At 73.3% G+C, this 26,751-nt stretch carries 25 protein-coding genes and 7 tRNA genes; 11 read left to right on the top strand and 21 right to left on the bottom strand.

Annotated elements, in window-relative coordinates:
- Positions 1 to 36: 36 nt before the first annotated feature.
- Positions 37 to 1,281, bottom strand: a complete 1,245-nt coding sequence (locus BN1555_RS27255; RefSeq protein ID WP_093801827.1) for a hypothetical protein — start codon at positions 1,279 to 1,281, stop codon at positions 37 to 39.
- On the bottom strand, positions 1,281 to 1,847 hold the full coding sequence (locus BN1555_RS27250; protein WP_093801826.1) for a DUF4365 domain-containing protein: 567 nt from the start codon (positions 1,845 to 1,847) through the stop codon (positions 1,281 to 1,283). The genes BN1555_RS27255 and BN1555_RS27250 overlap by 1 nt, the downstream gene beginning before the upstream one ends.
- A gap of 187 nt (positions 1,848 to 2,034) precedes the next feature.
- Here BN1555_RS27250 and BN1555_RS27245 point away from each other — a divergent pair, with 187 nt between their 5' ends.
- A complete protein-coding gene (locus tag BN1555_RS27245) occupies positions 2,035 to 2,763 on the top strand; it encodes a 3'-5' exonuclease (protein WP_093801825.1) in 729 nt (242 codons plus the stop codon).
- 87 nt (positions 2,764 to 2,850) lie between these two features.
- On the opposite strand, the gene BN1555_RS27240 is transcribed toward BN1555_RS27245, so the two are convergent.
- Positions 2,851 to 2,922: transfer RNA gene (locus BN1555_RS27240), tRNA-Val, on the bottom strand.
- A gap of 39 nt (positions 2,923 to 2,961) precedes the next feature.
- The gene (locus tag BN1555_RS27235; RefSeq protein WP_093801824.1) at positions 2,962 to 3,405 is read right to left on the bottom strand and encodes an SRPBCC family protein; all 444 of its coding nucleotides are present in this window, start codon (positions 3,403 to 3,405) and stop codon (positions 2,962 to 2,964) included.
- A gap of 93 nt (positions 3,406 to 3,498) precedes the next feature.
- Between BN1555_RS27235 and BN1555_RS27230 the strand changes: the two genes are divergently transcribed.
- A complete protein-coding gene (locus BN1555_RS27230) occupies positions 3,499 to 5,943 on the top strand; it encodes an SCO7613 C-terminal domain-containing membrane protein (RefSeq protein ID WP_093801823.1) in 2,445 nt (814 codons plus the stop codon).
- A 71-nt stretch (positions 5,944 to 6,014) separates the two neighbouring features.
- Here the strand turns inward: BN1555_RS27230 and BN1555_RS27225 are convergent.
- A tRNA-Val gene (locus BN1555_RS27225) sits at positions 6,015 to 6,086 on the bottom strand.
- 77 nt (positions 6,087 to 6,163) lie between these two features.
- Positions 6,164 to 6,619 (bottom strand): TIGR02611 family protein, encoded by a 456-nt coding sequence (locus BN1555_RS27220; protein WP_093801822.1) that lies wholly within the window; start codon positions 6,617 to 6,619, stop codon positions 6,164 to 6,166.
- A gap of 190 nt (positions 6,620 to 6,809) precedes the next feature.
- Here BN1555_RS27220 and BN1555_RS27215 point away from each other — a divergent pair, with 190 nt between their 5' ends.
- Positions 6,810 to 7,223, top strand: a complete 414-nt coding sequence (locus tag BN1555_RS27215) for an SsgA family sporulation/cell division regulator (RefSeq protein WP_003987206.1) — start codon at positions 6,810 to 6,812, stop codon at positions 7,221 to 7,223.
- Positions 7,224 to 7,414: 191 nt separating this feature from the next.
- Positions 7,415 to 7,972 carry a CGNR zinc finger domain-containing protein gene (locus tag BN1555_RS27210; protein ID WP_093801821.1) on the top strand — a complete coding sequence of 186 codons (558 nt, stop codon included), beginning with the start codon at positions 7,415 to 7,417 and terminating at the stop codon, positions 7,970 to 7,972.
- Between the two features lie 4 nt (positions 7,973 to 7,976).
- On the opposite strand, the gene BN1555_RS39140 is transcribed toward BN1555_RS27210, so the two are convergent.
- On the bottom strand, positions 7,977 to 8,129 hold the full coding sequence (locus BN1555_RS39140) for a hypothetical protein (protein ID WP_167368049.1): 153 nt from the start codon (positions 8,127 to 8,129) through the stop codon (positions 7,977 to 7,979).
- A 189-nt stretch (positions 8,130 to 8,318) separates the two neighbouring features.
- On the bottom strand, positions 8,319 to 8,768 hold the full coding sequence (locus BN1555_RS27205; protein ID WP_093801820.1) for a hypothetical protein: 450 nt from the start codon (positions 8,766 to 8,768) through the stop codon (positions 8,319 to 8,321).
- Between the two features lie 156 nt (positions 8,769 to 8,924).
- Here BN1555_RS27205 and BN1555_RS27200 point away from each other — a divergent pair, with 156 nt between their 5' ends.
- A complete protein-coding gene (locus BN1555_RS27200; RefSeq protein ID WP_093801819.1) occupies positions 8,925 to 9,431 on the top strand; it encodes a DsbA family protein in 507 nt (168 codons plus the stop codon).
- A gap of 39 nt (positions 9,432 to 9,470) precedes the next feature.
- Here the strand turns inward: BN1555_RS27200 and BN1555_RS27195 are convergent, their stop codons facing one another.
- The 3 genes from BN1555_RS27195 to BN1555_RS27185 are packed head-to-tail and all read right to left on the bottom strand — an operon-like array spanning position 9,471 to position 12,239.
- On the bottom strand, positions 9,471 to 10,310 hold the full coding sequence (locus BN1555_RS27195; RefSeq protein ID WP_093801818.1) for a GNAT family N-acetyltransferase: 840 nt from the start codon (positions 10,308 to 10,310) through the stop codon (positions 9,471 to 9,473).
- A gap of 52 nt (positions 10,311 to 10,362) precedes the next feature.
- Positions 10,363 to 11,184: an aminotransferase class IV gene (locus tag BN1555_RS27190; protein WP_093801817.1), complete on the bottom strand. Its 822-nt coding sequence runs from the start codon at positions 11,182 to 11,184 to the stop codon at positions 10,363 to 10,365.
- Complete coding sequence (locus tag BN1555_RS27185) at positions 11,181 to 12,239, bottom strand: chorismate-binding protein (RefSeq protein WP_093801816.1); 1,059 nt, start codon at positions 12,237 to 12,239, stop codon at positions 11,181 to 11,183. The genes BN1555_RS27190 and BN1555_RS27185 overlap by 4 nt, the downstream gene beginning before the upstream one ends.
- Before the next feature lie 144 nt (positions 12,240 to 12,383).
- Here BN1555_RS27185 and BN1555_RS27180 point away from each other — a divergent pair.
- The 5 genes from BN1555_RS27180 to BN1555_RS27160 all read left to right on the top strand — a co-directional run bounded on the left by BN1555_RS27180 (position 12,384) and on the right by BN1555_RS27160 (position 12,864).
- Positions 12,384 to 12,456: transfer RNA gene (locus BN1555_RS27180), tRNA-Gly, on the top strand.
- Positions 12,457 to 12,495: 39 nt separating this feature from the next.
- Positions 12,496 to 12,569: transfer RNA gene (locus BN1555_RS27175), tRNA-Cys, on the top strand.
- A gap of 1 nt (position 12,570) precedes the next feature.
- Positions 12,571 to 12,642: transfer RNA gene (locus BN1555_RS27170), tRNA-Val, on the top strand.
- Positions 12,643 to 12,680: 38 nt separating this feature from the next.
- Positions 12,681 to 12,752, top strand: a tRNA-Val gene (locus BN1555_RS27165).
- A 37-nt stretch (positions 12,753 to 12,789) separates the two neighbouring features.
- Positions 12,790 to 12,864, top strand: a tRNA-Val gene (locus BN1555_RS27160).
- A gap of 18 nt (positions 12,865 to 12,882) precedes the next feature.
- On the opposite strand, the gene BN1555_RS27155 is transcribed toward BN1555_RS27160, so the two are convergent.
- From BN1555_RS27155 to BN1555_RS27140, 4 genes are all read right to left on the bottom strand, one after another.
- Positions 12,883 to 13,170, bottom strand: a complete 288-nt coding sequence (locus tag BN1555_RS27155) for a TFIIB-type zinc ribbon-containing protein (protein WP_093801815.1) — start codon at positions 13,168 to 13,170, stop codon at positions 12,883 to 12,885.
- A 68-nt stretch (positions 13,171 to 13,238) separates the two neighbouring features.
- Complete coding sequence (locus BN1555_RS27150; RefSeq protein WP_093803680.1) at positions 13,239 to 14,186, bottom strand: phosphotransferase family protein; 948 nt, start codon at positions 14,184 to 14,186, stop codon at positions 13,239 to 13,241.
- A 365-nt stretch (positions 14,187 to 14,551) separates the two neighbouring features.
- Positions 14,552 to 14,758, bottom strand: coding sequence for a hypothetical protein (locus tag BN1555_RS27145; protein WP_093801814.1), 207 nt, complete (start codon positions 14,756 to 14,758; stop codon positions 14,552 to 14,554).
- 188 nt (positions 14,759 to 14,946) lie between these two features.
- On the bottom strand, positions 14,947 to 15,213 hold the full coding sequence (locus tag BN1555_RS27140; protein ID WP_093801813.1) for a hypothetical protein: 267 nt from the start codon (positions 15,211 to 15,213) through the stop codon (positions 14,947 to 14,949).
- Positions 15,214 to 15,444: 231 nt separating this feature from the next.
- Between BN1555_RS27140 and BN1555_RS27135 the strand changes: the two genes are divergently transcribed.
- Entirely contained in the window at positions 15,445 to 16,770 is a 1,326-nt protein-coding gene (locus tag BN1555_RS27135; RefSeq protein WP_093801812.1) for a serine/threonine protein kinase, read from the top strand.
- A gap of 20 nt (positions 16,771 to 16,790) precedes the next feature.
- Here BN1555_RS27135 and BN1555_RS27130 read toward each other — a convergent pair whose 3' ends face one another.
- From BN1555_RS27130 to BN1555_RS27105, 6 genes are all read right to left on the bottom strand, one after another.
- Complete coding sequence (locus tag BN1555_RS27130; protein WP_093801811.1) at positions 16,791 to 17,609, bottom strand: TrmH family RNA methyltransferase; 819 nt, start codon at positions 17,607 to 17,609, stop codon at positions 16,791 to 16,793.
- 105 nt (positions 17,610 to 17,714) lie between these two features.
- The gene (gene cobA / locus BN1555_RS27125) at positions 17,715 to 18,989 is read right to left on the bottom strand and encodes a uroporphyrinogen-III C-methyltransferase (protein ID WP_093801810.1); all 1,275 of its coding nucleotides are present in this window, start codon (positions 18,987 to 18,989) and stop codon (positions 17,715 to 17,717) included.
- Positions 18,990 to 19,541: 552 nt separating this feature from the next.
- Positions 19,542 to 23,354 (bottom strand): nicotinate-nucleotide--dimethylbenzimidazole phosphoribosyltransferase, encoded by a 3,813-nt coding sequence (gene cobT, locus BN1555_RS27120; RefSeq protein WP_093801809.1) that lies wholly within the window; start codon positions 23,352 to 23,354, stop codon positions 19,542 to 19,544.
- 340 nt (positions 23,355 to 23,694) lie between these two features.
- The gene (gene cbiE / locus BN1555_RS27115; RefSeq protein ID WP_093801808.1) at positions 23,695 to 24,930 is read right to left on the bottom strand and encodes a precorrin-6y C5,15-methyltransferase (decarboxylating) subunit CbiE; all 1,236 of its coding nucleotides are present in this window, start codon (positions 24,928 to 24,930) and stop codon (positions 23,695 to 23,697) included.
- Positions 24,931 to 25,055: 125 nt separating this feature from the next.
- Positions 25,056 to 25,703, bottom strand: a complete 648-nt coding sequence (locus BN1555_RS27110; protein WP_255306196.1) for a GNAT family N-acetyltransferase — start codon at positions 25,701 to 25,703, stop codon at positions 25,056 to 25,058.
- Positions 25,704 to 25,864: 161 nt separating this feature from the next.
- Positions 25,865 to 26,728, bottom strand: coding sequence for a MetQ/NlpA family ABC transporter substrate-binding protein (locus tag BN1555_RS27105; protein ID WP_093801806.1), 864 nt, complete (start codon positions 26,726 to 26,728; stop codon positions 25,865 to 25,867).
- Between the last annotated feature and the right edge of the window lie 23 nt (positions 26,729 to 26,751).

Raw genomic sequence — 26,751 nt, 5'->3', positions numbered from 1 at the left:
AACTGTACCGAGCCGGGCGGCCCCCTCGCGAAACGGTTAATCCCCGCCGCACGCCTCCTCGAAAAAGTCCAGGTTCTCCTGGAGCGACTTCATCAGCCGGTCCCGCTCCGCGTCGTCCACCTGCACGGGCACCACGCTCCGCGCGCCGGTGAGCCGCCGGAAGCCGCCCCGGCTCTCCAGCTGCCCGTGGACCCTGATCGGCAGCCCGACCAGGTGGGCGTGGCCCGCGATCCGGTACGCCTCCTCGTCGAGCACCATCCGTACGTGCGGCACCTCCGCACCCGCCAGGACGCGCAGCCGCACCGTGCCGGCCCCGCGCGGCCCCGAGCGCCGCATCCGTACCACCGCGCCCGTGATCCGTACCGTCACGGAAGGCTCGTCGAGCAGGTAGCGTGCGCCCGCCTCCCGCAGTGCCGGCAGGTCGCCCGGCGAGAACTCCACCGCTTCGGGATGCGCCGCGCATCCCTCGGGCACCCCGGCGGCGGGCGACCACTCCAGGGCCACGCGCGCGCCCTCCGAGCCGTGGACCAGCGCGATCAGGGCCTCCGTCAGCTCGCGGCTCACACCGGCCCCGACCGCCGTGTCGAAGGCGTCCATGCCGCCGGTCGCCCGCTGGTAGTCGACGGCCTCGCGGGCCGCGTGCAGGGCGTGGTGCAGTCGTACGACGACGCCGCGTCCCGCCGCCACCGGTACGAACGCGGTGAGGGCGCGTCCGCCCGGCGCGGGTCCCACCAGTACGCCCTCCAGGGACGCCTGCGCCTGCCGCCGGTGCCGTGCGCCGTAGTACCCGGCGCGCCCGCGTGAGGCCAGCGCCGCGGCGAGCAGCATCTGGCGCGCGGCCGAGCGCAGCCGTTCCTGCGCGGTCCACGAGACGGCTCCCGAGGGGCCTTCCGGTACGTCACGCCACCAGCGGATCTCGTCGCTGGGGACGGTGAGGGAGACGATCACCTCGCGGGCGGAGGGCGCGGCGCAGCGGGCGAGCGCGGTCAGCGCCTCGCCGAGCAGGTCGTCGCTGTCGGGGAACGCCCGGCTCTCGGGCACGAGCAGGCTCGTCCCGCCGCCGGACGGCCCGGGCGGGGTCCAGCGGGCGTAGCGACCCGCCGCTCCCCCGCGCCGCCGCCAGCCGTGCCGGGCGAGCAGCGCGCCGAGCACGGCGGGGTCGACGTGGGCGGGATCGGGGCCCGCGCCGGCGTCCCAGATGCCGGGGCCCGTGGCGAAGCCGCTGTCGGACTCCGTGCCCGGGTGCGGTCGCAGGGGTTCGTCGATCGGCCGGTGGTGCATCAGGGTCTCCCTCCCACCCCGACCCGGGTCATGATCTCGCAGAGTGCTCGGTCGTCGAATATCCGCGAGGTCGGGATCCGCACAGTGGTCCTGCGCCTGCCCGTCACCGGGTGTCCGGCCAGGTTGGTCCAGTAGCAGCAGTGCCGCAGGTCGAGGCCGTCGTGGCCGGCGCGCAGCCAGTCGTCCTGGGTCCGCGGTACGAGCATCACGACAAGGATCTTGTGCACCGACACCGGGCTGCGGGCGAGCTTCTCCAGATGGGCGTTGTCGAGCGTGAAGGAGAAGGCTCCCCCCGCCGGGCGCGGCGGGATCTGGTAGGTGCATTTGAGCTGGACCTTGATGGTGACTTCGTCGTCGACGGTGTGCCCGGGAGCGCTGTGGCTCACGTGCCAGTCGATGCCGTTGTCCGGAAACGGCTGCGAGAGAGAGCATCCCGCGGCCGCCGCGACCGCGTGCAGATAGCCCACCTGAAGAGTCTCCATGCAGGCAGTGGTGGCGAGTCCGCCGCGCAGCGGTGCGATCCGCTCGGGCAGCAGCCCGCCCGGTTCGGGCTGCGTGAGCGCCATGGCTGACGGTGCCTCCCGGGCTGTGCCGATCAGTTTCCCGTGACGGCCCGCCGACTTCACGCCCCGTCACTTGTGTTGTCTCCGCTGCGTATCCCCCTCAAACGGCGTACCGGACAAACGACCCGGGTATCACCGCTTCGGGCAGGGGACGCGCGCCATCTGCCAAGGGAGCAAGAGGAGTTCGGACATGACGTGCTGGTACGAAGGACCCCTGGCCGCGTTCGACACCGAGACGACGGGGGTGGATGTCGAGGAGGACCGCATCGTCTCCGCCGCGCTGGTCGTGCAGGACGCGCCGGGCGGACGGGTGCGGAAGATGCGCTGGCTGGTGAATCCGGGGATCCCGGTGCCCCCGGAGGCGACCGGGATCCACGGGCTGACGGACGATCACCTGCAGCGCAACGGGCGCTGGCCCGCGCCGGTCATGGAGGAGATAGCCAGAGGGCTCGCCGAGCAGAGCATCGCCCGCCGGCCGCTGGTGGTGATGAACGCGCCCTTCGACCTGACCCTGCTGGACCGGGAGCTGAGGCGCCACCGGGCGTCGTCGCTGGGGCGCTACCTGGAAAGCCGCCCGCTGTGCGTGCTGGATCCGCGCGTACTGGACAAGCATCTGGACCGCTACCGCAAGGGCCGCCGTACGCTCACCGATCTGTGTGCGCAGTACGAGGTGGAACTGGACGGCGCCCACGACGCGGTCGCCGACGCGACGGCCTCGCTGGAGGTCGTGCGCGCCCTCGGCCGCCGTTTCGCCTCGCGTCTGGAGCGGCTCTCACCGGCTGAGCTGCACACCCTCCAGGCGGTGTGGCACGCGGCGCAGGCGCGCGGTCTGCAGGCGTGGTTCGCGCGCAACGGGTCGGAGGAAGAGGTGAATACGGCGTGGCCGCTGCGCCCCGAGATGCCGGCGGCCGCCGCCTGAACGGACGGCGTGGGGCGACACCATGGGGCGGCACTGTGGGGCGGCACAAAAAAGCCGGTCCGTCTGTGACGGACCGGCCTTCCCGGGTGGGCGATACTGGTTTCGAACCAGTGACCTCTTCGGTGTGAACGAAGCGCTCTCCCACTGAGCTAATCGCCCGGGAACGGACTGAACCATACAGGCCGCCGGGGGGTTGGTTCAAACCGCGAGCGCGGCCGAGAGCCCGCGCCGCCCGCCCCGCATCATCAGCGCGTGGTTGGCGACGAGGAGCGGACGCCCGGGTACGGCGAACCGGCGCATCAGCGCCTTGCGCACCTCCACTTCCTGCTCGTAGAGGGCGCGCGCGCCGCTGCCGCGCGGCTGTACGGTCCAGCGCGCCCAGCCTTCGAGGTCGCCGGTCATGGCCACCTCCAGGACGCCGGCCTCCGGGGCCCGCCGCCTTTCCTGAGCGGTGACGACCAGTTCGTACGGCAGGAAGGAACGGAACCGGGCGATGCCGGTGCGGTCGTCGAGGCGGGTGACCTGCCGCACCTGCGGCCACCACCGCGGGTACTCGTCGACCCGTTCCAGCACGCCGTAGACCCTTCTGTGCGGGGCGGGCAGATCCCAGACGCTGCGAAAGCGGTAACGGCACCAGTCCATACGCCAAGTCTGCGCGCTCCCGCACGTACTCACCGGGGATCCGAGTATCCGCGCCCATGTCCCGCCGTGTGTTCCGCGCCACACTCGTCGACCATGGAGAACGCACTGCCGCCGACGGAAGAACTGGTGGTCCTCGACCGCGAGCTGGGCCTGCTCGAAGCCCGGCGCGCCCAGTTGCTCGCCCGCAGGGCGTGGCTGCTCACCGCCGTGCGCCAGCCTCCGCCCGCCCCCTTCACGCCGTACACCGGGGCCTTCGGCGCCGGACAGGCACCGCGCGCACCGCAGGACGCCTCGCCGCGCGGTGCGCAGAACGTGCTGCTGGCGCTCGGCGGCGTTCTGCTGACGGTCGCCGCGATCGCCTTCACGCTGGTGAGCTGGGGTCATCTGGGCATCGGCGGCCGCTCGGCGGTGCTGGGCGCGGTGACGGCCCTGGCGCTGGCCGCGCCGGTCCTGCTGCTGCGCCGCGGCCTCGTCTCGACCGCCGAGTCGGTGGCCGCGCCGGGTCTGGCCCTCACGGTGCTCGACGCGTACGCCCTGCACCGCGTGGCGCTGCCCGGCACGGACCCGCTCGCGTACGCCGCCATCGGTTCGGCCGTGCTGGCGGTGCTCTGGGCGGCGTACGGCCTGGGGCTCGGCCGGCTGCGGATCCCGCTGCCCGCCGCGCTGATCACCGCTCAGTTCCCCTTCGTTCTGTGGGCGCTGGCGGCCGGGTCGGGCCCGCTGACGTTCACCTGTGCGCTGGCGGCGACGGCCGCGCTCGATGTCGCCGTGGCCCTGTGGGGAGCCGGCCGCGCGGTGCGTCCGTTCGCGTACGCCGGTGCCTGGCTGACGGGCGCGGGGGCGCTGCTCGGCGCCGGCGTCCTGTCGATGGCGGCGGGCAGCCCGGCGGACGCGCTGCGGCCGGGCGTGCTGCTGGTGGCGGTTGCCGCCCTCGCCCTGGCCGCCGCCCGGCGCGTCCCGGCACCGCATGCCGTGGCGCCTTCGGCGGCGGCCGGTCTCGCGGCGCTGGCGGCCGTCGGCGGTGTGGCGCGCCCCGCCGCGGGGGACGCGTGGGCGGTGCCCGTGTACGTGCTGTGCGCCGTGGTCCTGGCGGCCGTCGTACGGGCGAGCCTGCCGCGTCCCGTGGCGGCCGGCCTGGCCGGTGCGTCCGGTGCGGTGCTGGCCGCGGGCGTCCTGTGGGCGCTGCCTCCGGTCGCGGCCGGCCTGCTCGGTCCCGCGGCACAGACGGAGCGCGTCTGGTCCGGTGCCCCGGCCGGCGTCCGCGAGGCGCTCTTCTCCGGGCTCTCCTGGCCGTGGACGGCCGCGGCCCCGCTGGTCCTGCTGACCGTGGCCGCGGTCTCGGCCGCTGCCGCCGCGGCGGCGCGCCGTCCGGCCTCGCCCGGTCACACCTGGCGCGCCCCGGCGGCGTGCGCGGCCCTGGTCCTGGTGTGGGCGGCGACGCACGCCATCCCGGCCGCACTGGGCTTCGGCTACCCCGCGGCCGTAACGCTGCACCTGTTCCTGACCGCGGCGTCCCTGGTCCTGGCGGTACGTCCCGGCCCGGCCGGAACCGCCACGGCGCCCCGCGTGCCCCATGCGCCTCTCGCGTCCACGGCGCTCGCCTGCGCTCTCGCGTCGGCGCTCTCCGTCTCGCTGCTGTCGCTGGCCGCACAGGCCGCCACGCTCACCGTGCTCGGCGTCCTGACGGCGCTGTTCGGCGCGGCCGCCGTGTTCGCCGGGGGGCCCGTCACGCCGCCCGTCTGTGCCGCCGCGGCCGTCGTGTACGCGACGGGGCTCACCGGCGCCGCCACTGCCGCGCTCACGCTCGCGCCCCACCAGGCCGCATGGGCGGTCCTCGCCGTGCCCGCGGCCGCCGCCGCGCTCGCCGCCCGGGTGCGCGGCCACGCCGCCGCCCTCCCCCTGGAGATCGCGGGCGCCGCGGCGGCGCTGCTCGCGATCGGCCTCGCCGCGGGCCACGCCCCCGCCCTCGCGCTGGTCCTGGCGCTGTGCGGGGTCATCGCCGCGGGCACGGCCGTACGGGCGGACCGGCGCCCCGTCGGGTACGCGGCGGTCGTGTTCTTCGTGCTGGCCGTCTGGGTCCGCCTCGGCGCCTCCGACGTCGTCACGCCCGAGGCGTACACGCTCCCCGTCACCGTCCCGGCGCTCGCGGTCGGCGTGCTGCGCCGCCGGCGCGACGCGGAGGCATCCTCCTGGACGGCGTACGGTCCGGGGCTCGCCGCGACCCTCCTGCCGAGCCTGATCGCGGCCTGGGGCGACCAGCACTGGCTGCGCCCGCTGCTCCTCGGGGCCACGGCCCTGGCCCTGACCCTGACGGGCGCCAGGCACCGGCTCCAGGCGCTGCTGGTACTCGGTGCCGCCGTGCTCGCCCTGGTCGCGCTGCACGAGCTCGCGCCGTACGTCGCCCAGGTCGTCGGCGCACTCCCCCGCTGGCTGCCGCCGGCCCTCGCGGGCCTGCTCCTGCTGGCCGTCGGGGCGACGTACGAGCAGCGTCTGCGCGACGCCCGACGGCTGCGGGACACACTGGGCCGGATGCGCTGAGGCCGGGCCGCCCGGGGCCGGGAAACGGCGAAGGCCCGGAAGACTTTCGTCTTCCGGGCCTTCGGTCCGGGTGGGCGATACTGGGTTCGAACCAGTGACCTCTTCGGTGTGAACGAAGCGCTCTCCCACTGAGCTAATCGCCCCGGCGCTCCGCACACATTACCCCATGTCAGCGGGGATCCCGAACCGATTGCCGGTCACTCCCCACCGGCCCCGCCGGTCATTCCTCGATGTTCCACGGCATCGCGAAGCCGAACTCCCGGACGTAGATCCCGGCCAGCACCGCGATGATCACCAGGCCGACCGTGGTGAGGATCATGTTCCGCCGCCGGACCCTGGGGTCGAGCGCCTTCTGGGCCGCTTCGGTGACTTTCCGTTTCGTCCAGCGCAGCACCAGCTGCGCCCACACGAACTCGGTCGCCCAGATCGCCATGCCGCCGAAGATCACCAGCCAGCCGGGCCCCGGCAGCGGCAGCATGACCACACCGGTGACCACGACCGCCAGGCCGATGACGAATACCCCCACCTGCCAGCTCAGATGCAGCGGCTTCGACGCCTTGATGAACTGCGGCGCCCGCGAACCCAGGTCCCGCTCGTCCTCGCTCGCGTCCCCCGTGGCGGGCATTGCGGCCGCCGGGTCGACGACTTCTTCCCGCTCGTTACTCTCCGCATTCATAAGGCCCAACCTACCCGACCCGACCGGGTGGCCGTAATACTCGTATCGCATCAAGTACCTCTCAGCCGTACGAGCTATCCGAATCGCCGCAAACAGGTCAGAGGGGTTTACAACGGCACCGTAGGTGGCATGTCGATTTCGCCGACGTGCGAATCCCCGAGCGCACACTGAGCGAAAGGCCCTGGCGCTTATGAACACCACGGTCAGCTGCGAGCTGCACCTGCGCCTCGTAGTGTCGAGCGAGTCATCACTGCCTGTACCCGCGGGCCTGCGGTATGACACGGCTGATCCCTACGCCGTGCATGCCACCTTCCACACCGGAGCCGAGGAGACCGTCGAGTGGGTGTTCGCCCGCGATCTTCTCGCCGAGGGCCTTCACCGGCCCACCGGTACCGGCGACGTCAGAGTCTGGCCGTCCCGCAGCCACGGCCAGGGAGTCGTCTGCATCGCCCTGAGCTCCCCGGAAGGAGAAGCCCTGCTCGAAGCCCCGGCGCGGGCCCTGGAGTCGTTCCTGAAGCGGACGGACGCCGCGGTGCCACCGGGCACCGAGCACCGCCACTTCGATCTCGACACGGAACTCTCGCACATCCTGGCGGAGAACTGAGCCAGGCCGGGAGCCGTTCCACGCCGTCCGACTCGGGGCGACGGCGCGGGGCGGACAACCGCATACAGCACACGCCGGCGCCGTCGCCGCGGGTTCCACCGCGGCGACGGCGCCGGTGCGCCGCGCGCGCGAGCCGCTAAAGTCGGCCAGCATCGGCGGGCGCCCGCCCGCGGCAGGCCAGGGAGCGAATCGTGCTGATCCCCCACGACACCAGGGGCGCCCTCGAGGTCGTCGTCGATCTGGTGAACACGGCGCCGGAGAGCGACCAGAGCGACCGGCTCGCGGACATCGAGGCGCTGTACGCCTTTGTGCGCCTCCATCACGTCAGTGACATCGGTGAACTCGGCGAGGCGGACCTCAGGGCCGTACGGGACGTGCGAGCGCGCTTCGCGGACGTGTTCGCGGCGCCCGACCCCCGCACCTGTGCGGAGCTGATCAACCAGCTGGTGGCGGCGGCCGGCACCACGCCGCGGCTGACCGATCACGACGGCTTCGACTGGCACGTGCACTACTTCGCGCCCGGCGCCTCGGTCGCGGACCACCTCGCGGCGGACTGCGGGATGGCGCTGGCCTTCATCGTGGTCTCCGGCGAGCACGAGCGGCTGCGCCGCTGCGAGGCCCCGGACTGCCGCCGGGCCTTCGTCGACCTCTCGCGCAACCGGTCCCGCCGCTACTGCGACAGCCGCACCTGCGGAAACCGGCTGCATGTGGCGGCGTACCGGGCACGGCGCAAGGAAGCCGCGGGCTGAGCCCTCACAGCAGGAAGAGATCGTGCATCGCGGCCATCAGCAGCAGGAAGCCGATCACCCCGAGGAAGATCATCAGGGGTGGCTGGGAGAGCGCGAAGAGGCAGCCGCGCGGTTCTTCGGTGGGGGCGGGGGCTTCGCCCCGGGACGTGTCCAGCATCTCGGGGCGATGATGGCGCAGTGGGGCCACCCCCGACGACCAACACGCCCATCTGCGCGGCGAGTTCGTCGATCTTGGCCGTTCGTGATCTTTCGTTGATCACTTCGGCGTCCGAGTTGCCAGGTTTTCGGAGACCTTGCCGGGGGTTCCACTCGTGGCCGTCCGGGCCGTCCGGACCCTTCGAGCCGTTCAGATGCCGTGCTTCTTCAGGATGGCTTCGATGTCGCTGAAGTCCTCTCCCGCCCCGCCGGCCTTCGGCTGCGCCTCGGGCCGGGACCGCTTCGGCTGCGCGGCCGCCGGACTCCCCGCCCCGAGCGGCGGCGCGGACGCCTGCGGAGCGACCTCCTCGCGCCGCGCGGCCCTGCGCTCCTTGCGGGTGCCGCCGGTACGGCGCTCCACCGCCCTGGTCGTCATGAAGAGCAGCCACGAGAGTCCGAGCAGACCGAAGCCCACCCACACCTCCGGCTTGAAGGCGATGCCCGAAACCCACTCGACGACGCCGGTCAGCACCAGGCCGACCGGTACCAGCGCGTAGGCGGCGATGCGCGTCGCGGCCAGGAATCGCTTGCGGTACGCGGCGATCGCGGCGATGCCCAGACCGGCCGCGGACGCCGCGGAACAGATCGTCTCTGCCAGCATCCGGTCCTCCAGCCCCAGGGATTGCGTTCCCCTCCATCCTGCACCGGGGGAGCCCGCCCGGGCCACGCCCCCGTACGACCTCAGGGACATCTCCGGGGCGGCCTCCTCCCCAGGGCCTGGTCGGGGACCTGTCCGGCGGGCTGGAAGACTGGCCCCATGACCGACTCCTCTCCCGCGCGCCCCGTCGTCCTCGACATCTGGTGCGACCTCCAGTGCCCCGACTGCCACGCCGCGCTGGACGACGTCCGCGCCCTGTGCGAGCGCTACCGTGACCGGCTCGACGTACACCTGCGCCACTTCCCCCTCGAGAAGAACAAGCACGCCTACGCCGCCGCGCAGGCCGCCGAGGAGGCTGTCGACCAGGGCAAGGGCTGGCCGTACGTGGAGGCGGTCCTCGCCCGCACCGGGGAGCTGGCGGCGAAGGGCGAGCCGCTCCTGCTGGAGGTCGCGGGCGAACTGGGACTGGACGCGGAGGAGTTCGACACCGCCCTGATCGACGGCCGGCACCTCCTGATCGTCGACGCCGACCAGGCCGAGGGCAAGGCCATCGGCGTCACGGGCACGCCGACGTACGTCATCGACGGCGAGCGGCTGGACGGCGGCAAGAGCCAGGAGGGGCTGCGCGAGCGCATCGAGGAGATCATCGACCGGCTGCTCGCCTGAACCCCCGCCGGAAACCGCCGCGCAGCCGCGGCCCGGGCCTCAGAGCAGCTGCTTGTAGAGGTGGTACGTCACCGGCTCGTAGCCGAGTGATTCGTACAGCCGCAGGGCCGGGGTGTTGTCCGTGAAGACGTTGAGCCCGATGCGCCCGGCCCCTGCCGCCAGCGCCTCGCGCTCGGCGAGCAGCAGCAGCGCACGGCCGAGCCCCCGCCCCCGGTGCTCCTCCGCCACCTCGACGTCGAAGACGTACGCACCGCTCTGGCCGGGGTGGGGATGGCGCAGCGCCAGCCAGAGCGTGCCCACCGCCACGCCGTCGAGGGTCAGGACGCCCAGGTACGTGTCCGGGGTGGCGATTCCGCCGGCGAGAGCGGCCGCGTGATCGGCTTCCGTCTTGGCCCGCGCGGCTTCCTCGGAGAAGCCTCGCAGGCTCAGGGACCGCGTGTAGCCGGTCTTGGTGTGGGCCAGCCAGCTCTCGAACTCGCTTCCGCTCATCGGCCTGCCCGCGACGCCCCCGGGCAGCACGGGGGCCTGCGCGGGCAGGGGTTTGCCCATGATGCGGTTGCGTTCGGTGTAGCCGAGGGCGGCCGCCATGCGCCGCGCGGGCTCCGCCCCGGCCGGGACGGAGATCTCCACACGGCCGCACCCCCAGCCGCGCAGCACCTCCTCGGCCGCGAGCGCGGCGACCGTCGCCCTCCCCCGGCGCCGGTCGGCCTCGTCGACGCGCAGTCCGGCGATACGGCCGACGCCGGTCCCCGAGCGGGGGTCCGTGGAGAGTTCGACCGTACCGACAAACCGGCTGTTCACGCACACCGCGTAGGTACGCGACCTGGCGCCGTCGGCGCCTTGCTGAAGCGGCGCGGTCGGCCGCAGGGTTGTGGTCATCAGGGGAGTTGTACCCGCCGGACGGCCACCCGTCATCCGAATTGCCGGTGCTTTACGGGTCCAGGTCCGAGGCGGCCCGCTCGTCGAAGAGGCGCATGGCCTTGGCGGTCACGGGGCCCGGCGCGCCCGGCAGTTGGCGCCCGTCGATCCGGTGCACCGCCTGTACGTCGCGCAGTGTGGAGGTCAGGAAGACCTCGTCGGCCCGCTCCAGTACGTCCAGCGGCAGGTCGGCCTCCCGGGCGCCCGTCCATTCGGCGGCCAGGGCGCGCGTGATTCCGGCGAGGCAGCCGGAGGAGACGGGCGGGGTGAACAGCTGCCCGTCGAGGACGACGAAGACGTTGGAGCCCGTGCCCTCGCAGAGCTGCCCGACGGTGTTCGCGAACAGCGCCTCGGACGCGCCCTCCTCCCGGGCGCGGGCGAGCGCGACGACGTTCTCGGCGTACGACGTGGTCTTGAGCCCGGTGAGGGCGCCGCGCTCGTTACGCGTCCAGGGGACGGTGATCACGGCGGTGCTGTCGGGGCGGCGGCCGGCCTCCCCGAGGGCGACGACCAGGGTGGGGCCGGTGTCCCCGCGCTCGGAGCCCAGCGGCGAGAGGCCGCCGGTGTAGGTGATCCGCAGCCGGCCGAGCTCCATGGGGTTGGCTTCCAGGACGGCGGCGCAGGCGCGGCGCACCTCGTCGAGGTCGGGCTCGGGCAGCCCCAGGCCACAGGCGGAACGGGCCAGCCGCTCCAAGTGCCGGGTGAGGGCGAAGGTCCGCCCCCCGGTCGCCTTCACCGTCTCGAAGATCCCGTCGCCCACGGTCAGGCCGTGGTCCAGTACGGACACCCTGGCGGTGGCCGCGTCCCGCAGCCCGCCGTCGACCCAAAGCTTCATGAAGCGGTCCTTCCCGTCTCCTGGTACGTGCCCGACGCTACCGCGAGCAGCCGGGAGGCCTTCAGTTCGGTCTCCTCCCACTCGCGCTCGGGGTCGGAGCCCCAGGTGATGCCCGCGCCCGTACCGAATCCGAGGACCGGGCCGCCGGGGGCGGTGCGGTCGATCCAGAAGGTGCGTATGCCGACGGCCAGCTCACCGGTGGAGCGGTCGGCGTCGACCCAGCCGATGCCTCCGCAGTACGGACCGCGCGGCGCGGTCTCCAGCGCCTCGATGATCGTGAGGGCGCTGGACTTGGGGGCACCCGTCACCGAGCCCGGTGGGAACGTCGCGGCGAGCAGCTCGGCCCAGCCGGCGCCGGGCGCGAGCTCGGCGCGGACGGTGGAGACCAGGTGGACGAGGCCGGGATGCGGTTCGACCACGCACAGCTCCGGGACGGTCACGGAGCCGGCGACGGCGACCCGCCCCAGGTCGTTGCGGACCAGGTCCACGATCATCACGTTCTCGGCATGGTCCTTCTCCAGGAGATCGTCCGCCGTCCGCCCGGTGCCCTTGATCGGCCCGGACTCGACGGTCCGCCCGTCCCGCCGCAGGTAGAGCTCGGGGGACGCGGTGGCTATCTCGACGCCGTGCGCGGGCAGGCGAATCGTTCCTGCGTACGGCGCCGGGTTGCCTCGGGCCAGCAGGGCGGTGAGCGCGTCGACGTCGGCACCGGCCGGGCCGGGCAGCGGCGCGGTCAGGACGCGGCAGAGGTTGGTCTGGTAGACCTCGCCCGCCGCGATGTGCTCACGGATCCGGCGCACGCCCGCCGTGTACGCGGCGCGGTCCACCGATGACGTCCAGTCACCGGCCGCGGGCCCGCGCCAGGCGCCGGGCACGGGAGCCGGGACCGGCTCCGCGCGTACGTCGCCGAAGCGGGCGCAGACGAGACGGCCCTCGAAGTCCGCGGTGACGGCCCAGAAACCGGTGGAGTCGAGCGCGGTGGGATCGTTGGTCACGTCGCGCAGGTCAGAGGCGACAAGGCCGCCGAAGCGGGCCAGAGGGGGAAGGTCGTGCACGGCCCCGAGTCTAGAGCGGACCGCGATGACCTGCGCCGGAGCGGAGGCAGCGCAGCACGCTGCACAAACGCGTTTTTGTACTGGCCCCGGAATCCGCTAGAGTTCAACACGTCGCCGGGACACGGAAACGCCCCGGCAAGACAAGCGGACGTGGCTCAGTTGGTAGAGCATCACCTTGCCAAGGTGAGGGTCGCGAGTTCGAATCTCGTCGTCCGCTCGGTGTGGGGGATCTTCCCGACCCCCTGTATGCACTCCTGGTGGAGTGGCCGAGAGGCGAGGCAACGGCCTGCAAAGCCGTCTACACGGGTTCAAATCCCGTCTCCACCTCCAAGGACGATTAGCTCAGCGGGAGAGCGCTTCCCTGACACGGAAGAGGTCACTGGTTCAATCCCAGTATCGTCCACTGGATCCCCGGTCGTACGTGACCGGATGGTCCGTCCCGCGCGATTAGCTCAGCGGGAGAGCGCTTCCCTGACACGGAAGAGGTCACTGGTTCAATCCCAGTATCGCGCACGCAGTTCGCAGTACCGCAGGGCCAAGAGAACATCCCGCGCGATTAGCTCAGCGGGAGAGCGCTTCCCTGACACGGAAGAGGTCACTGGTTCAATCCCAGTATCGCGCACCACCAGCAAGAAGCCCCCGGTCAGGACGAGAAGAGCATCCGGCCGAAGCCCTTCTGGCGGTGGTGACCGTGGTGGCCGCCGTGGGGACCGTGCTGCGGAGCGCCCCAGGCGGGCGCGGGGGCGGCGGGGTAGCCCTGCGGGGCCGGCGGCGGAGGCGTCGCCTGCTGCGTCCACTGCGACTCGAGGCGGGTCAGCGACTCCAGCTCGCCGTAGTCGAGGAATATCCCGCGGCAGCCGCTGCACTGCTCGATCTGGACACCGTTGCGGTTGTACGTGTGCATGGGTGCGTGGCACTTGGGGCACTGCATGGTCGACTCAGCTCCTCGGCGTCGGTTCGGCATCGCCGGAACGTGTGCCCGGCGACGGTCCGTTCACCCTACGGCGCGGTGACGGAAGCCAACTCGGGCGGTAGAGCCGCAATTCGGGCGCAGGCCTCGAGCATCATTTCCTCCACCTCGTCCAGCGGCCGGTTCTCGGCGGCGGACTTGGCGAGGGCGAGGGCGGCGGTCTGGACCGTCAGGGCGCGGGCGGGCACGTCGAGTTGGGGCCAGGGGTCGCCGTCCGGACGCACGGCCGTACCGCCCGCGGCCCGGTACGAACCGAGGAAGCGGTCCCAGACGTCCGGCGCGAGCAGGCCCGCGGCGTACCAGGCGGCGGGGCGGGCCAGGTCCCAGGCGGGGTCGCCGGTGCCCATGTCGTCCACGTCGATCAGCAGCCAGGGGCCACCGGGTGCGGGGTGGCGGACGAGCTGGCCGAGGTGGAGGTCGCCGTGGCAGAAGGCCGCGCGGTCGTGCGGCGGCGGAGCTTCGTCGCGGGCCCAGGTCGGCAGCCCGGCCCAGGCGCGGAGCACGGGGGCCGCGGCGGGGTGGGGGCCCGCGGCCCGCATGCGCGCGACGGCGCGGGCGGCTTTCGCGGGGCCGCGCATGGGCGGGAGCGGCGTGGGGAGCTGGAGTGCGCCGGGTGCGACCGCGTGCAGCCGGGCGAGGAGGGTCGCGGCGTCCTCCCAGGGGGCGGCTTCGGGCGCCTCGGGGTCGACGGGGGCTCCGTACGGCCACAGGCTCAGGGGCCGGCCGTGCAGCGTGGTGGTGAAGGTGCTTTCCGCCGCCGGTACGGGCAGGGGCGGCAGGAGGACGCCGGCGAGGAGTGGGTCCGCGGCGGCGGCGACGCGTGCGGCGAGGGCGGCGGCATCGGTGTCGGGGGCGTGGGACTTGGCGACGACGTCGCCGTGGCGTACGACCGTGCCGTCCGGGCGGTCCGCGAGGACGTCGGGGTGCGCGCAGGGGCAGGAGCCGGCCGTTTCGCCCCGGACGGGCCGGGGCGTGATCCGGGGCGCGGGCCGGGACTGGGGCCGGGACTGGGGCGCGGCGGCGTGCGCGACGGCGCTCAGCGCTTGCGCGACGGATGCGGTCACGGTCTCCCCCGGGTGCTGTGCGGTGCTGTCGGTACCGCGGGGAGCCTACGTGCCGCGCCGGGGCGGTCGGCGGGGCGGCTCTTCCCCACCCCGCTCTTTCCCGGGCCGCGCCCGGAAAACGCCCCGGGTCGCTGGTCCCGGTGGGGAAAAAGGCGTTGCCCGGACAGCTCCCCAGCTGTCCGGGCAAACGCAGTCGCCCGCCGCACCCCCGTCCCCACGGGGTTATGAGATGGCCGGATGCTCTGGCCCGGTCCGCTCTACCGGGCCGTGGGCGCCGCTCAGCGCCCGAGCATCACACCCACGGACGACGCCTGTGTGACCACTGCTTCCCAGCCTCCGAAGAGGACGACGAGCAGCGCCGCGAGGGGAAGGACCATGGCCGTCGCCACCAGGGGGTGGCGCGTGCCCGACGAACGGCCGCCGAACGAGGCGAATGCCCTGCGTCCCTGCGTGCGGATCACCGTCCGCGTTGCCGTGTCCGCCATGGTTCCTCTCCTGTCGTAATGGGTAGCGGCGGGTGTCTGACCTCGGGGGACGGGTGCTCCACCCGCCGCTTGACTTCAACGTTAGGGGCGCTTCGGGGCCGGGGCGTCATGCCCGCGTACCGATTGCCGGGCCTCCCGGAGGATGAGCAACCGTCCCGCGGCGTACTCCCCAGGGTGGAGAAGCGGCCCTACGTCCTGGGGTCTTCCCGGAGGGGACGCTCCTGGTGTTCGGAGGTGTCCTCCCTGGGGACCGGCTGTTCGACCAGGGCCAGCACCCTGGTCGCCATGAAGCGCGCGGTGCGCACCACGGAGCCGTTGCGGGTGACTTCACTCACTTCCACCACTCCCCTGCGCACCGCTGTTTCCACCCGCCGGCCTGCCCGGCTGGCCACCACTTCGTACGTACGCGTCGTGTCTCCCGCGTCGACGACTATCTCCACGCGATCGCCCTTCATTGATCCAATCCCCCTTCAGCGACGGACCTTTGAGATCTCGCACGGGCCGGGGGTGGCGGATCGGCCGCCCCCTGGCCACTCCTCAAGTTTCCCACTCGGCACTGACAATCGATCGATTCGCGAGGGCGCGGCCTATGAGCACACCGGGCCGCAGGTACGTAAGCTGTCCGACGTCGAACGGACCGGTCAGCAGCGGGGTGGGGGAGGCCTCACCGGAGGTAGGGGACGGACATGGCGATGATGCGGCTCCGGCGGGAGGACCCGCGTGTCGTCGGCTCGTTCAGGATTCACCGGCGGCTCGGGGCGGGCGGCATGGGCGTCGTCTACCTGGGCTCCGACCGGCGCGGCCAGCGGGTCGCGCTGAAGGTGATCCGGCCGGACCTGGCCGAGGACCAGGAGTTCAGGTCGCGCTTCGCACGCGAGGTGTCCGCCGCACGGCGGATCCGCGGCGGCTGTACGGCGCGGCTGGTGGCGGCCGATCTCGAAGCCGACCGGCCGTGGTTCGCGACCCAGTACGTGCCGGGCCCCTCGCTGCACGACAAGGTCGTCGACGAGGGCCCGTTGACGGCCGCCGAGGCGGCCGCGGTCGGTGCGGCGCTGTCGGAGGGGCTCGTCGCCGTCCACGAGGCCGGGGTCGTGCACCGCGATCTCAAGCCGTCGAACATCCTGCTGTCGCCCAAAGGACCGCGGATCATCGACTTCGGCATCGCCTGGGCGACCGGCGCGAGCACCCTCACGCATGTCGGTACGGCGGTGGGCTCCCCCGGTTTCCTCGCGCCCGAGCAGGTGCGCGGCGCGGCGGTCACACCGGCCACGGACGTGTTCGCGCTGGGCGCCACCCTGGCGTACGCCGCGACCGCCGACTCCCCCTTCGGGCAGGGCAGTTCGGAGGTCATGCTGTACCGCGTGGTGCATGAGGAGCCGCAGCTGCACGGCGTGCCCGACGCCCTCGCGCCGCTGGTGCGGGCCTGCCTCGCCAAGGACCCGGAGGAACGGCCCAGCACGCTGCAGCTCTCGATGCGGCTCAAGGAGATCGCCGCCCGGGAGGCCCAGGGCATCGGCGAGGCCAGGCCGCCGGCGCCCCGCGCCGATCAGGACCGCCCCACGGGGCGGCTCCCGGAGCGGTACCTTGAGGAGGAGACCCAGCGGGGGCGGACGGCGGGTACGTCCGGGGCGCGTGCGCAGGCTCCGCGCGCCTCGTTGCCGCGCTCGGGATCACGCTCCTCGGCGGCGCGCGATGCGGGGCGTTCCGGCGGGCGCACGGACCGGCGGACAGACGGGCGTACGGACGGGCGTACGGGCCGGCGGACAGATGAGCGCACGGACCGACGCACGAACGGGCGTCAGGGCACCAGGCCGGGGACGAGGACGACATCGACCGGGCGGCGTCCGGCGAATCCCCGGCTGCTGCGGCAGCGCATCGTCGTCTTCGTCGTGGTGACGCTGCTGGTGGCGCTGGGGATCGCGGCGGCCCAGGGATGTCAGGGACCGGCCAGGGGGCTCGGCGTGTCTCCCGGTGTGGAGCAGCCGGGCCCCGAGGGCCCGCAGGCGTTCTGAGCCGCCGGGGCCGGACCCGGTCAGGACTGCGGGCGGCCCGTCGCCACCGCGTAGAACGCGACCGCTGCGGCGGCGCCCACGTTCAGTGAGTCGACGCCGTGTGCCATCGGGATGCGAACCCACTCGTCGGCGGCGGCGAGCGCCTTCCTGGACAGGCCGTCGCCCTCCGCGCCGAGCATCAGGGCCACCCGGTCGAGTCGGTGCGGGGCCACGTCGTCGATCGCCGATGCCTTCTCGTCGGGGGTGAGGGCGAGGAGCCTGAAGCCCGCCTCCCGTACCTGCTCCAGATCCTTGGGCCAGGATTCGAGGCGGGCGTACGGCACCGAGAAGACCGCGCCCATGGAGACCTTGACCGACCTGCGGTAGAGCGGGTCGGCGCAGTCCGGGGAGAGCAGCACCGCGTCCATGCCGAGCGCGGCGGCGCTGCGGAAGATCGCGCCGATGTTGGTGTGGTCGTTGACCGCCTCCATGACGACGACCCGGCGGGCCGGGGCGAGCAGGTCACCGGCGGCGGGGAGGGGCCTGCGCTGCATCGAGGCGAGCGCGCCGCGGTGGACGTGGTAGCCGGTGACGCGTTCGGCGAGGTCCGGGCTCACGGTGTACACCGGAGCCGGGGCCTCGTCGATGACGTCGCGCATGACATCGACCCACTTGGCGGAGAGCAGCATCGAGCGCATCTCGTAGCCGGCCTGGCGGGCGCGCCTGATGACCTTCTCGCCCTCGGCGATGAAGAGGCCCTCGGCGGGCTCGCGCCTGCGGCGGAGTTCGACGTCGGTCAGGCCCGTGTAGTCGCTCAGGCGCGGGTCTTCGGGGTCGTCGATGGTGATGAGATCGGCCACAGGGTTACTGCCTTGTCGTGGGTGCGGTGCCGACGGCTCGTGGGTGCGGTGCCGACGGCTGGTTGTCGGGGCGCTTGCGGGCCGGACCGCTCCGGCTTGCTTCGCTTACTTCGGCTGCGTCTGCGTCTGCGTCTGCGTCTGCGTCTGTCCTACCGTGACCACGTCGCCGATGACGATGACGGCCGGCGGGCGCACGTCCTCGGCCCTGGCCTTCTCGGCGACGGTCGCGAGCGTCGCGTCGACGCGGCGCTGGGCGGCCGTCGTGCCCTCCTGGATGATCGCCACGGGCGTCTCGGGCGAGCGGCCGTACGCCGTCAGGGCTTCGGCGATCGCGCCGATCCGCTCGACGGCCATGAGGAGTACGAGCGTGCCGCGCAGGCCCGCGACCGCCTTCCAGTCGACGAGAGAGCGCGGGTCCTCGGGGGCGACGTGGCCGCTGATCACCGTGAACTCGTGGGCGACGCCCCGGTGTGTGACGGGGATGCCCGCAGCACCGGGGACGCTGATGGAGCTGGAGATGCCGGGGACCACCGTGCACGGGATGCCGGCCTCGGCGAGCGCCTGGGCCTCCTCCATGCCGCGGCCGAAGACGAAGGGGTCGCCGCCCTTGAGGCGTACGACCGCCTTTCCGGCCTTGGCGTGCTCGATGAGCGCGTTGTTGATGGCCTCCTGGGCCATGAAGCGGCCGTACGGGATCTTCGCGGCGTCGATCACCTCGACGTGCGGCGGGAGTTCGTCGAGGAGGTCGCGCGGGCCGAGGCGGTCGGCGATGACGACGTCCGCCTCGGCGAGGAGGCGGCGGCCGCGGACCGTGATCAGGTCCGGGTCGCCCGGGCCGCCGCCGACCAGGGCCACACCGGGGGTGCGGGTCCGGTGGTGGGGGGCGACGAGGCTGCCGTCGCGCAGGCCCTCGACGATGGCGTCGCGTACGGCGGCGGTGCGGCGGGGGTCGGGGCCGCCGCTGGTGAGGACGGCCACGGTCACTCCCTCGGAGCGGCCGGTGGCGGGGGTCCAGGCGGTGGCGGCCTCGGCGTCGTCGGAGCGGACGCACCAGGTGCGGGTGCGTTCGGCTTCGGCGGAGGCGGCGGCGTTGGCGGCCGTGTCGGTGGACGCGATCAGGGCGTACCAGGCTTCTGCCAGGTCGCCTTCGGCGTACGGACGGCGCTCCCAGCGGATCTCGCCCGCTTCGGCCATCGCCTCTACGGAGGGAGTGGCGGACGGTGATACGAGGACGATGTCGGCGCCGGTCGCGATGAGCGCCGGGAGGCGTCGCTGGGCGACCTGGCCGCCGCCGATGACGACGACGCGCCGCCCGGCGAGGCGGAGTCCGACGGGGTAGGCGGGGTGCGGGTCGCCTGCGGCGGCGTGCGGCGCGGTCATGGCGTGCGGCTCCTCGGGGCGGGGAGATGGGTGCGGCTTGCGGCTTCGCCGCTCTGTGGCTTCGCGGCTCAGTGGCTCGCCGCTTTGCGGCTTGGCGGCCCCGGCGTGGGGCCTGCGCCGCTGCGACGGTGAAGCGGCTGGTGGGGCGGGTATCGGGGCCCCGCGAATACCTTACGGGCCGGGGGCGGGGTCACCGGTGGCCGGGGCGATAGCGGCGGGCCTCAGGGGGCGGAGCCACCCCGCGCACGGGGTCGGTGCCGCGTCGTGGCGTCTCCTCGGGTGCCGAACGTTCGGGTACGCCGGTTGGTTCGGGCGTGTTGCGTTCGACACCCTGCGGGGAGCGCCCCGACGCGTCCCCTCCCGGCACCGTGAGAGGCGGGGCATGCGTGGCCGTGGCCTCGCCCGCGCGACGCGGACGGCGAGCGCGGGCCCAACGGCGGCTCGCGGTGCGAGGCGCCTCGGCACGTGGGCGTGCCCCCCGCGCAGGAGAGCGCGAGGGGCACGGCACACGCCCCCGGCCCGGATCCGCCGGGGGCGTGGACGCGTGACGGGTTACTTCTCGGTCACTCCGGCCGAGTCGAACGTGGCCACCTCGTGCATCGCCCTCGCCGCGCTCTGGACCACCGGGAGTGCCAGCAGGGCCCCCGTGCCTTCGCCGAGACGGAGGTCCAGATCGACCAGGGGGCGCAGACCCAGCTTGTTCAGGGCAGCCACGTGGCCCGGCTCCGCGCTGCGGTGGCCCGCGATACAGGCCGCGAGGGCCTCGGGAGCGATCGCGCGGGCGACCAGCGCCGCCGCTCCCGCGCTCACCCCGTCCAGGATGACGGGGGTGCGCAGGGACGCACCGCCCAACAGGAAGCCGACCAGCGCCGCGTGCTCCAGACCGCCGACCGCCGCCAGGACGCCGATCGGGTCCGCCGGGTCCGGCTGGTGGAGTTCCAGGGCGCGGCGTACGACATCGACCTTGCGGGCGTGCATCTCGTCGTTGATGCCCGTGCCCCGGCCGGTGATCTCGGCCGGGTCCAGGCCCGTGTAGACGGCGACGAGAGCGGCCGAGACCGTGGTGTTGGCGATGCCCATCTCACCCGTGAGCAGGGCCTTGTTGCCCGCCGCCACCAGGTCGCGTGCCGTTTCGATGCCCACCTCGATCGCGGCGAGCACCTCTTCGTGGGTCAGGGCGGGGCCCGTGGTGAAGTCGGCCGTACCCGCCCGCACCTTGCGGGGCAACAGGCCCGGGGTCGCGGGGAGTTCACCCGCGACACCGACGTCCACGACGCAGACCTCCGCGCCGACCTGGTTCGCGAACGCGTTGCAGACCGCGCCGCCGCCGAGGAAGTTCGCGACCATCTGGGAGGTCACCTCCTGCGGCCAGGCGGTGACGCCCTGCGCGTGCACACCGTGGTCGCCCGCGAAGACCGCGACGGCCGCGGGCTCCGGAATCGGCGGCGGGCACATCCGGGAGAGGCCACTGAGCTGGGCAGAGATGATTTCGAGCATGCCGAGTGCGCCGGCGGGCTTGGTCATGCGCTTCTGGCGTTCCCACGCCTCGCCGAGCGCCTTGGCGTCCAGCGGACGGATGTTGGAGACGGTCTCCTGGAGCAGGTCGTGCGGCTCCTCGCCCGGCAGGGCGCGGCGGCCGTACGTCTCCTCGTGGACGACCCACGAGAGCGGGCGGCGCTTGGACCAGCCCGCCTGCATCAGCTCGGGCTCCTCGGGGAATTCGTCGACGTAACCGACGCAGAGGTAGGCGACCACCTCGAGGTGCTCGGGCAGGCCGAGGGCCCGCACCATCTCCCGCTCGTCGAAGAAGCTGACCCAGCCGACGCCGAGTCCCTCGGCGCGGGCCGCGAGCCACAGGTTCTCGACCGCGAGCGCGGAGGAGTACGGCGCCATCTGCGGCTGCGTGTGGCGGCCCAGGGTGTGGCGGCCGCCGCGGGTGGGGTCGGCGGTGACGACGATGTTCACCGGGGTGTCGAGGATGGCCTCGATCTTCATTTCCTTGAACTGCTTGGCCCGGCCCTTGGGCAGCGACTTGGCGTACGCGTCGCGCTGGCGCACGGCGAGTTCGTGCATCGTCCGGCGGGTCTCGGCGGAGCGGATGACCACGAAGTCCCAGGGCTGGGAGTGGCCGACGCTCGGCGCGGTGTGCGCGGCTTCGAGGACGCGCAGGAGGACCTCGTGCGGGATGGGGTCGCTGCGGAAGCCGTTGCGGATGTCGCGACGCTCGCGCATCACGCGCAGGACCGCTTCGCGCTCGGCGTCGTCGTAGCCGGGAGCGGGGGCGGAGACGGCTTCGGAAACCTCGGGCTCGGGCTCGGGGGTCGTTTCCGGGGCCGCTTCGGGCTCGGGGGCCGCGGTGGCTTCGGCTGCGGGCTCCGGTTCCGGTTCCGGCTCCGGCTGGACCGGCAGTTCGGCGGCCGGGCCGGCATCGTGCGGTGCGGAGGTCGGGACGGTGGCCGCAGGCTCGGGCTCGGTGCCGGGCTCGGCGAGCTGTTCCTGGGCCGGCTCGGGCTCGGGATCCGCAGCCGGAACCGGGGTCGGCGCCGGCTCAGTGACGGGGGCCGCCGGTTCGGCCACCGGCTGCTCGGCCAGGGGCTCTTCCGGGGCCGGAACCGCGACGGGGTCCGGCTCAGGGGCAGGAGCCGGGGCCTCGGCAGGTTCCGGAATCAGTGCGGGTGCGGGTGCGGGTGCGGCCTCCGCTTCGGGCGCTTCGGGCTCGGGCGCCACGAGGGGGACGACGGCGACGGGCTGCGGCTGCGGCTGCGGCTGCGGCTGCGACTCGACGGCGGGCGCTTCGGCCGGCAACGGGGCGGCCGGGAGCGAGCCCTCGACCGGGACGAACTGACCGGCGGGCTGCGGTTCCTGAGACACCGGCTGCGGTTGCGGCTGCTCGGACTGCTGCGGTTCGGGAGCGACGGGCTCGGGCGCGACCGGCTCGGAAGCAGCAGGTTCAGGGGCGACGACCGGCTCGGGCACAACCGGCTCCGGCTCAGCGACAGCGGCCGGTTCGGGCGCGACGGGCTCGGGGGCGACGACCGGCTCCGGCTCAGCGACAGCGACGGGCTCGGGCGCGACCGGCTCGGAAGCAGCAGGTTCAGGGGCGACGACCGGCTCGGGCGCGACGGGCTCGGGGGCGACGACCGGCTCCGGCTCAGCGACAGCGACGGGCTCGGGCGCGACCGGCTCGGAAGCAGCAGGTTCAGGGGCGACGACCGGCTCGGGCACAACCGGCTCCGGCTCAGCGACAGCGGCCGGTTCGGGCGCGACGGGTTCGGGGGCGACGACCGGCTCCGGCTCAGCGACAGCGACGGGCTCGGGCGCGACCGGCTCGGAAGCAGCAGGTTCGGGGGCGACGACCGGCTCGGGCGCGACCGGCTCCGGCTCGGCGGCGACGACCGGCTCGGGCACAACCGGCTCCGGCTCGGCGGCAGCGACCGGCGCCGGGTCCGCCGGGGCGCTCACGGGCTCCTCTGCGACCGGTGTCGGCACGGCCTCGGCCGCGGCTTCGGGCGCAGCCTGATCCCGTGGTTGCGAAACCATAGCTTCCGGGACGACCGTTTCTGCTGGGGTCTCCTGAGGCATCTGAGGCGCCTGAGGCTGAGGCCAGGGCGCAGCGGCCTGCGACGGGATCACGCCGAGCTGCGGACCGGGCAGCGCAGCCGCCTCGTCACGCGGAATGTCGAGGTACTCGGGGCCGGTGGTCGGCGGTCCCGCGTGTCGTGCGGGAGCAGGGTTCTGCGGTGTCGTCACCGCGCCGACCGCGGGCCCGCGGTCGGCCAACGAGCGCACGACGCCGCCGGTCGTATCGGGCATCGGCGGGCCGAGGTGCAGCGGGCGACGGGCCGGAGGAGGTGTCGGGGCGGAGACGGGCGCCGGCGGAGTACGCACGCCGCTGAGGTCGATGGAACCGGAGTCCCGGCCGCCGGCTTCGTGCGCGCCGGGCTCGCTTCCCTGAGACACCTGCGGCTGCGGCTGCGGCTGTGCCTGGATCCCGGCCTGCGGCTCGGCGGTCCCGGGCGCCTGGGGCACGTGCTGCGTCTGCATCGCGTGCGGTATCCCGGGCGCCTGCTCCGGCAGCTGCGCCTGCGGCATCTCGGACGTCTGGAGCATGTGCTGCTGCTGTGCCTGCGACTGCTGTTGCATCTGGTGTATCTGCGGTGCCTGCTGCACCTGCGGCGCCGGCGCGGTCTGATGGTCGCTCCACGCGCCCTGCGCGCCCGGCATCAGCAGCAGGTCGTCGTCCTCGGCTGCGCCTTCGGAGGGTTCGAGGAAGGTGTACGCGTCCGGAGCGGGGATGCCCGGCTGCGCCACCATGCCTGCGTCCTCCGGCAGTCCCTCACCCGGGACCCGGCCGGTGTCAGTCATGCGTACCCCTCGCCCATCCATCGCTTGTGCTCCTTCGGCCCTTCGCCGGTGACGCCTGCTCGCGGCACGTCCGGCACCCGCTCAAACAAGAACGAGCGTCCCTGTCGCGCGGCACGAAAGCCCCGCGGACACCATGCATTCTCGCGGCCGTTCGCCGCCGGGGCGGGAAGTCCCGCCACGGTCCGCTGTGGGCTGCGCCACGTTGCGCGGCCCCCGGTTGCGTCGTACCACAAAGAGCTTCAAAAAGGGCCCAGTTTCCGGACATTGGCGAACGAAGTGCCGAACGCCCGGCTGCGGTACAACGATCGGCCAGCCTACCCCGCGCCGTGCAGCGGCATCATCACGGGGCGCGATCCAGGGGGGTCGCGGAGAGCAGGAAAACCACCGAGCGGTCGCGTTCCGTCCAGGCGCCGGTGTCGAGTTCGACGGACTGCAGCAGTTCGCATTCGACCGCGTAGCCGCCCTCGGCGAGCGCCCGGCCGATCGCCTCCGCCTCGTCACGCGTGGACGCGTGCGTCACGATGCGCTCGGGCCTGCGGTCGGCGCACGCCGAGACGACGGGCACTCCGCCTCCCCCGATGCGTACGACATCCGGCTCGGGCAGGTTCTCCAGAACGTGCGGCGCCCGCCCGTGCACCACATGGAGCTGGACGCCGAAACGCCGGGCAGCGGCCGTGGTGCGGCCGCACGCGTCCGGGTCGCTGTCGACGGCGATGACCGCGGCGCCGAACCTGGCCGCCTCCACCGCGAGCGCCCCGCTGCCCGAGCCGATGTCCCAGACCAGGTCGCCGGTACGCGGTCCGAGGCGGGCCAGCTGCGCGGCCCGCAGGCCGGCGAACCCGCCCTCCCCGGTGCCCGGCTCGTCGCCGTACTCCCGCGCGGGCAGCGCCCAGCCGCGCAGGGCGGGCGGGTAGCCGGGGTCGCGGCCGCTGATCCAGCCGCTCGAAGGGGCGGCGGGGGAAGCGGGTCCGGCGCTGCCTCCGACGACGATGACGACATTGGGATCGCGCCAGACGTGGTCGGCGGCCTTGTCGGAGGTGAGGACGGTGACCTGCTCGCGCGCCGTGCCCAGTTCCTCGCAGATGACGAAGGTGCGGTGGACCCCTTCGAGGAGCAGGGCGAGTTCGGCGGGGCCGGCACCTGGTGAGGTGAGCACGGCGACCTTGGTGTGCGCGCGGCAGACGTTGACGGCGCGGCGCAGTGTGCGGCGGTGGGCGACGACGATCTGGGCGTCGTCCCAGGGCATCCCGGCGCGGGCGAACGCGGTGGCCACCGACGAGACGGCGGGCACCACTTCGACCTCCAGGCCGTGCTGGGGCGCGCGCAGGGTCCGTACGACCCCGAAGAAGCCGGGGTCTCCGTCGGCGAGGACGACGGCGCTGCCCCGGTGCCCCGCGATGCGGCGGGCGGCGAGGTCGACGCTGCCGAGGCGGATGCGCTCGGCACCCGGTGGCACTTCGGGGAGCGACAGATGGTGCGCGGCGCCCGCGACGAGGGTCGCGGCCGCCAGGGCGGACCTGGCCGCTGCGGTGAGGGGCGAACCGTCCCAGCCGATCACCGTGACCCGGTCGGCCATCCTTGTCAGTCTCCTGGAGTTGTCGTGGGTTGCGGCGGTGGTGTGCGGCGGCCCGAGGCGGCGGCGCGGGCAGGGTGAGAGTACCTGGTACGGACCACGGATGTGCGGGGGCGGGGAGCGGAGGGTCAGTTCCAGTCGTTGTACGACCCGTAGCCGCCGGCGCCGGCCATCCGGTCGGCGACGCCTTCGAGGTCCTCGGGGAGCAGGCTCCAGACGATCAGGTCGGTGCGGATGTCGGTCCAGCCGCCGTCCGCGCCGTTCTCGGTCCGGGTGCGTGCTATCCAGGCGTTGCGCAGAACGCCCTCGCTGATGCAGCCGATCTTCTGCGCGACGTGCTGGGACGCGGTGTTGTCGGCGGCGGTGCGCAGTTCCAGGCGCTCGAACCGGTGGTCGCGGAAGATCCACTGGGCGACGGCGAGCACCGCCTCGGTGGCGTACCCCTCGCCGCGTGCCCAGGGGGCCGTCACGTAGGCGACCTCGGTGGCGCGGGTGCGCCAGTCGGTGCGCCGGAGGTGGACGGTCCCGACGAGCCGCTGGGTGAGGAACTCGGTGACGGCGAGGGCGATCCCGCGGCCCTGGGTGCGCTCCGCGGGAGCGATCCTGCGGACCCAGCGCTCGGCGTCGGTCGTGGTGTAGGGGTGCGGCGCGGAGGTCCAGGCGACGACCATCTCGTCGTTCATCATCTCGGTGAGCGCCGGGACGTCCGACTCGTCGAAGGGGCGCAGCACCAACCGGTCCGTGCTGATGGAGATGTCCGGGAAGGTGGTAGTCATGCGCAGCTCCATGCCGTGGACCGTCGGGTAGGCCGTAAAGGCACAGCATGCAGCATCATGGCCGCCGTGCGCATGGCCGGGTGGTGGCGGCCCGGGAGCGCGAAGGCCCCGCGCACCCGGCGGGGTGGGCGGGGCCTTCGCGCACAAGGACCGTACGGGCGTCAGGACTTGGCGGCACCGAAGGCCGGCACGATCGAGCCGGCGTACTTGTCCTCGATGAACTTCTTGACCTCGTCGGAGTTGAGGAGCTCGGCGAGCTTCTGCACCCGCGTGTCCTTCTCGTTGCCCTTCTTGACCGCGAGGAAGTTGGCGTACGGGTTGCCTTCGGCCTTCTCGATCGCCAGCGAGTCCTCGGCGGGCTTGAGGTCCGCCTCGATGGCGTAGTTGCCGTTGATGACCGCGGCGTCGACGTCGTCCAGGGCGCGCGGCAGCGTGGCCGCCTCCAGCTCCTTGAACTCCAGGCCCTTCTTGTCCTTGATGTCGGACAGCTTGGCGTCCTGGCCCGCGCCGTCCTTCAGCGTGATGAGGCCGTTGTCCGCGAGCAGCTTGAGCGCGCGGCCCTCGTTGGTCGTGTCGTTGGGCACCGCGACCGTCTGGCCGGACTCGATGTCCTTGATGCCCTTGGCCGTCTTGGAGTAGAGGGCCAGGGGCTCCAGGTGGACATCGGCGACGGGCACGATGGTGGTGCCCTTCTTCTTGTTGAAGTCGTCGAGGTACGGCTTGTGCTGGAAGAAGTTGGCGTCGACCTCGCCGCTCTGGGTGGCGGTGTTCGGCAGGACGTAGTCCGTGAACTCCTTGACCTCGAGCTTCAGGCCGGCCTTCGCCGCCAGGTTGTCCTTGACGTAGCCCAGGATGTCGGCGTGCGGTGTCGGGGACGCGGCGACGACGAGCGCCTCGGACGCGTCGGCCTTGCCGCCGGACTCGGTCTTGGCGCCCGGGTCGGAGGCGGTGCCGCAGGCGGTGAGGCCGAGGGCTATGGCGGCGGAGGCGGCGGCAGCCGCGGTGATCTTGATGTTCTTACGCACGAAAAGTGCCTCTTTCTGGTGGT

Source organism: Streptomyces sp. Wb2n-11 (assembly GCF_001049855.1).
Classification (GTDB): Bacteria; Actinomycetota; Actinomycetes; order Streptomycetales; family Streptomycetaceae; genus Streptomyces; species Streptomyces altiplanensis.
The sequence above is the reverse complement of the archived record's forward strand: the minus strand, read 5'-3'. Positions and strand labels throughout refer to the sequence as shown.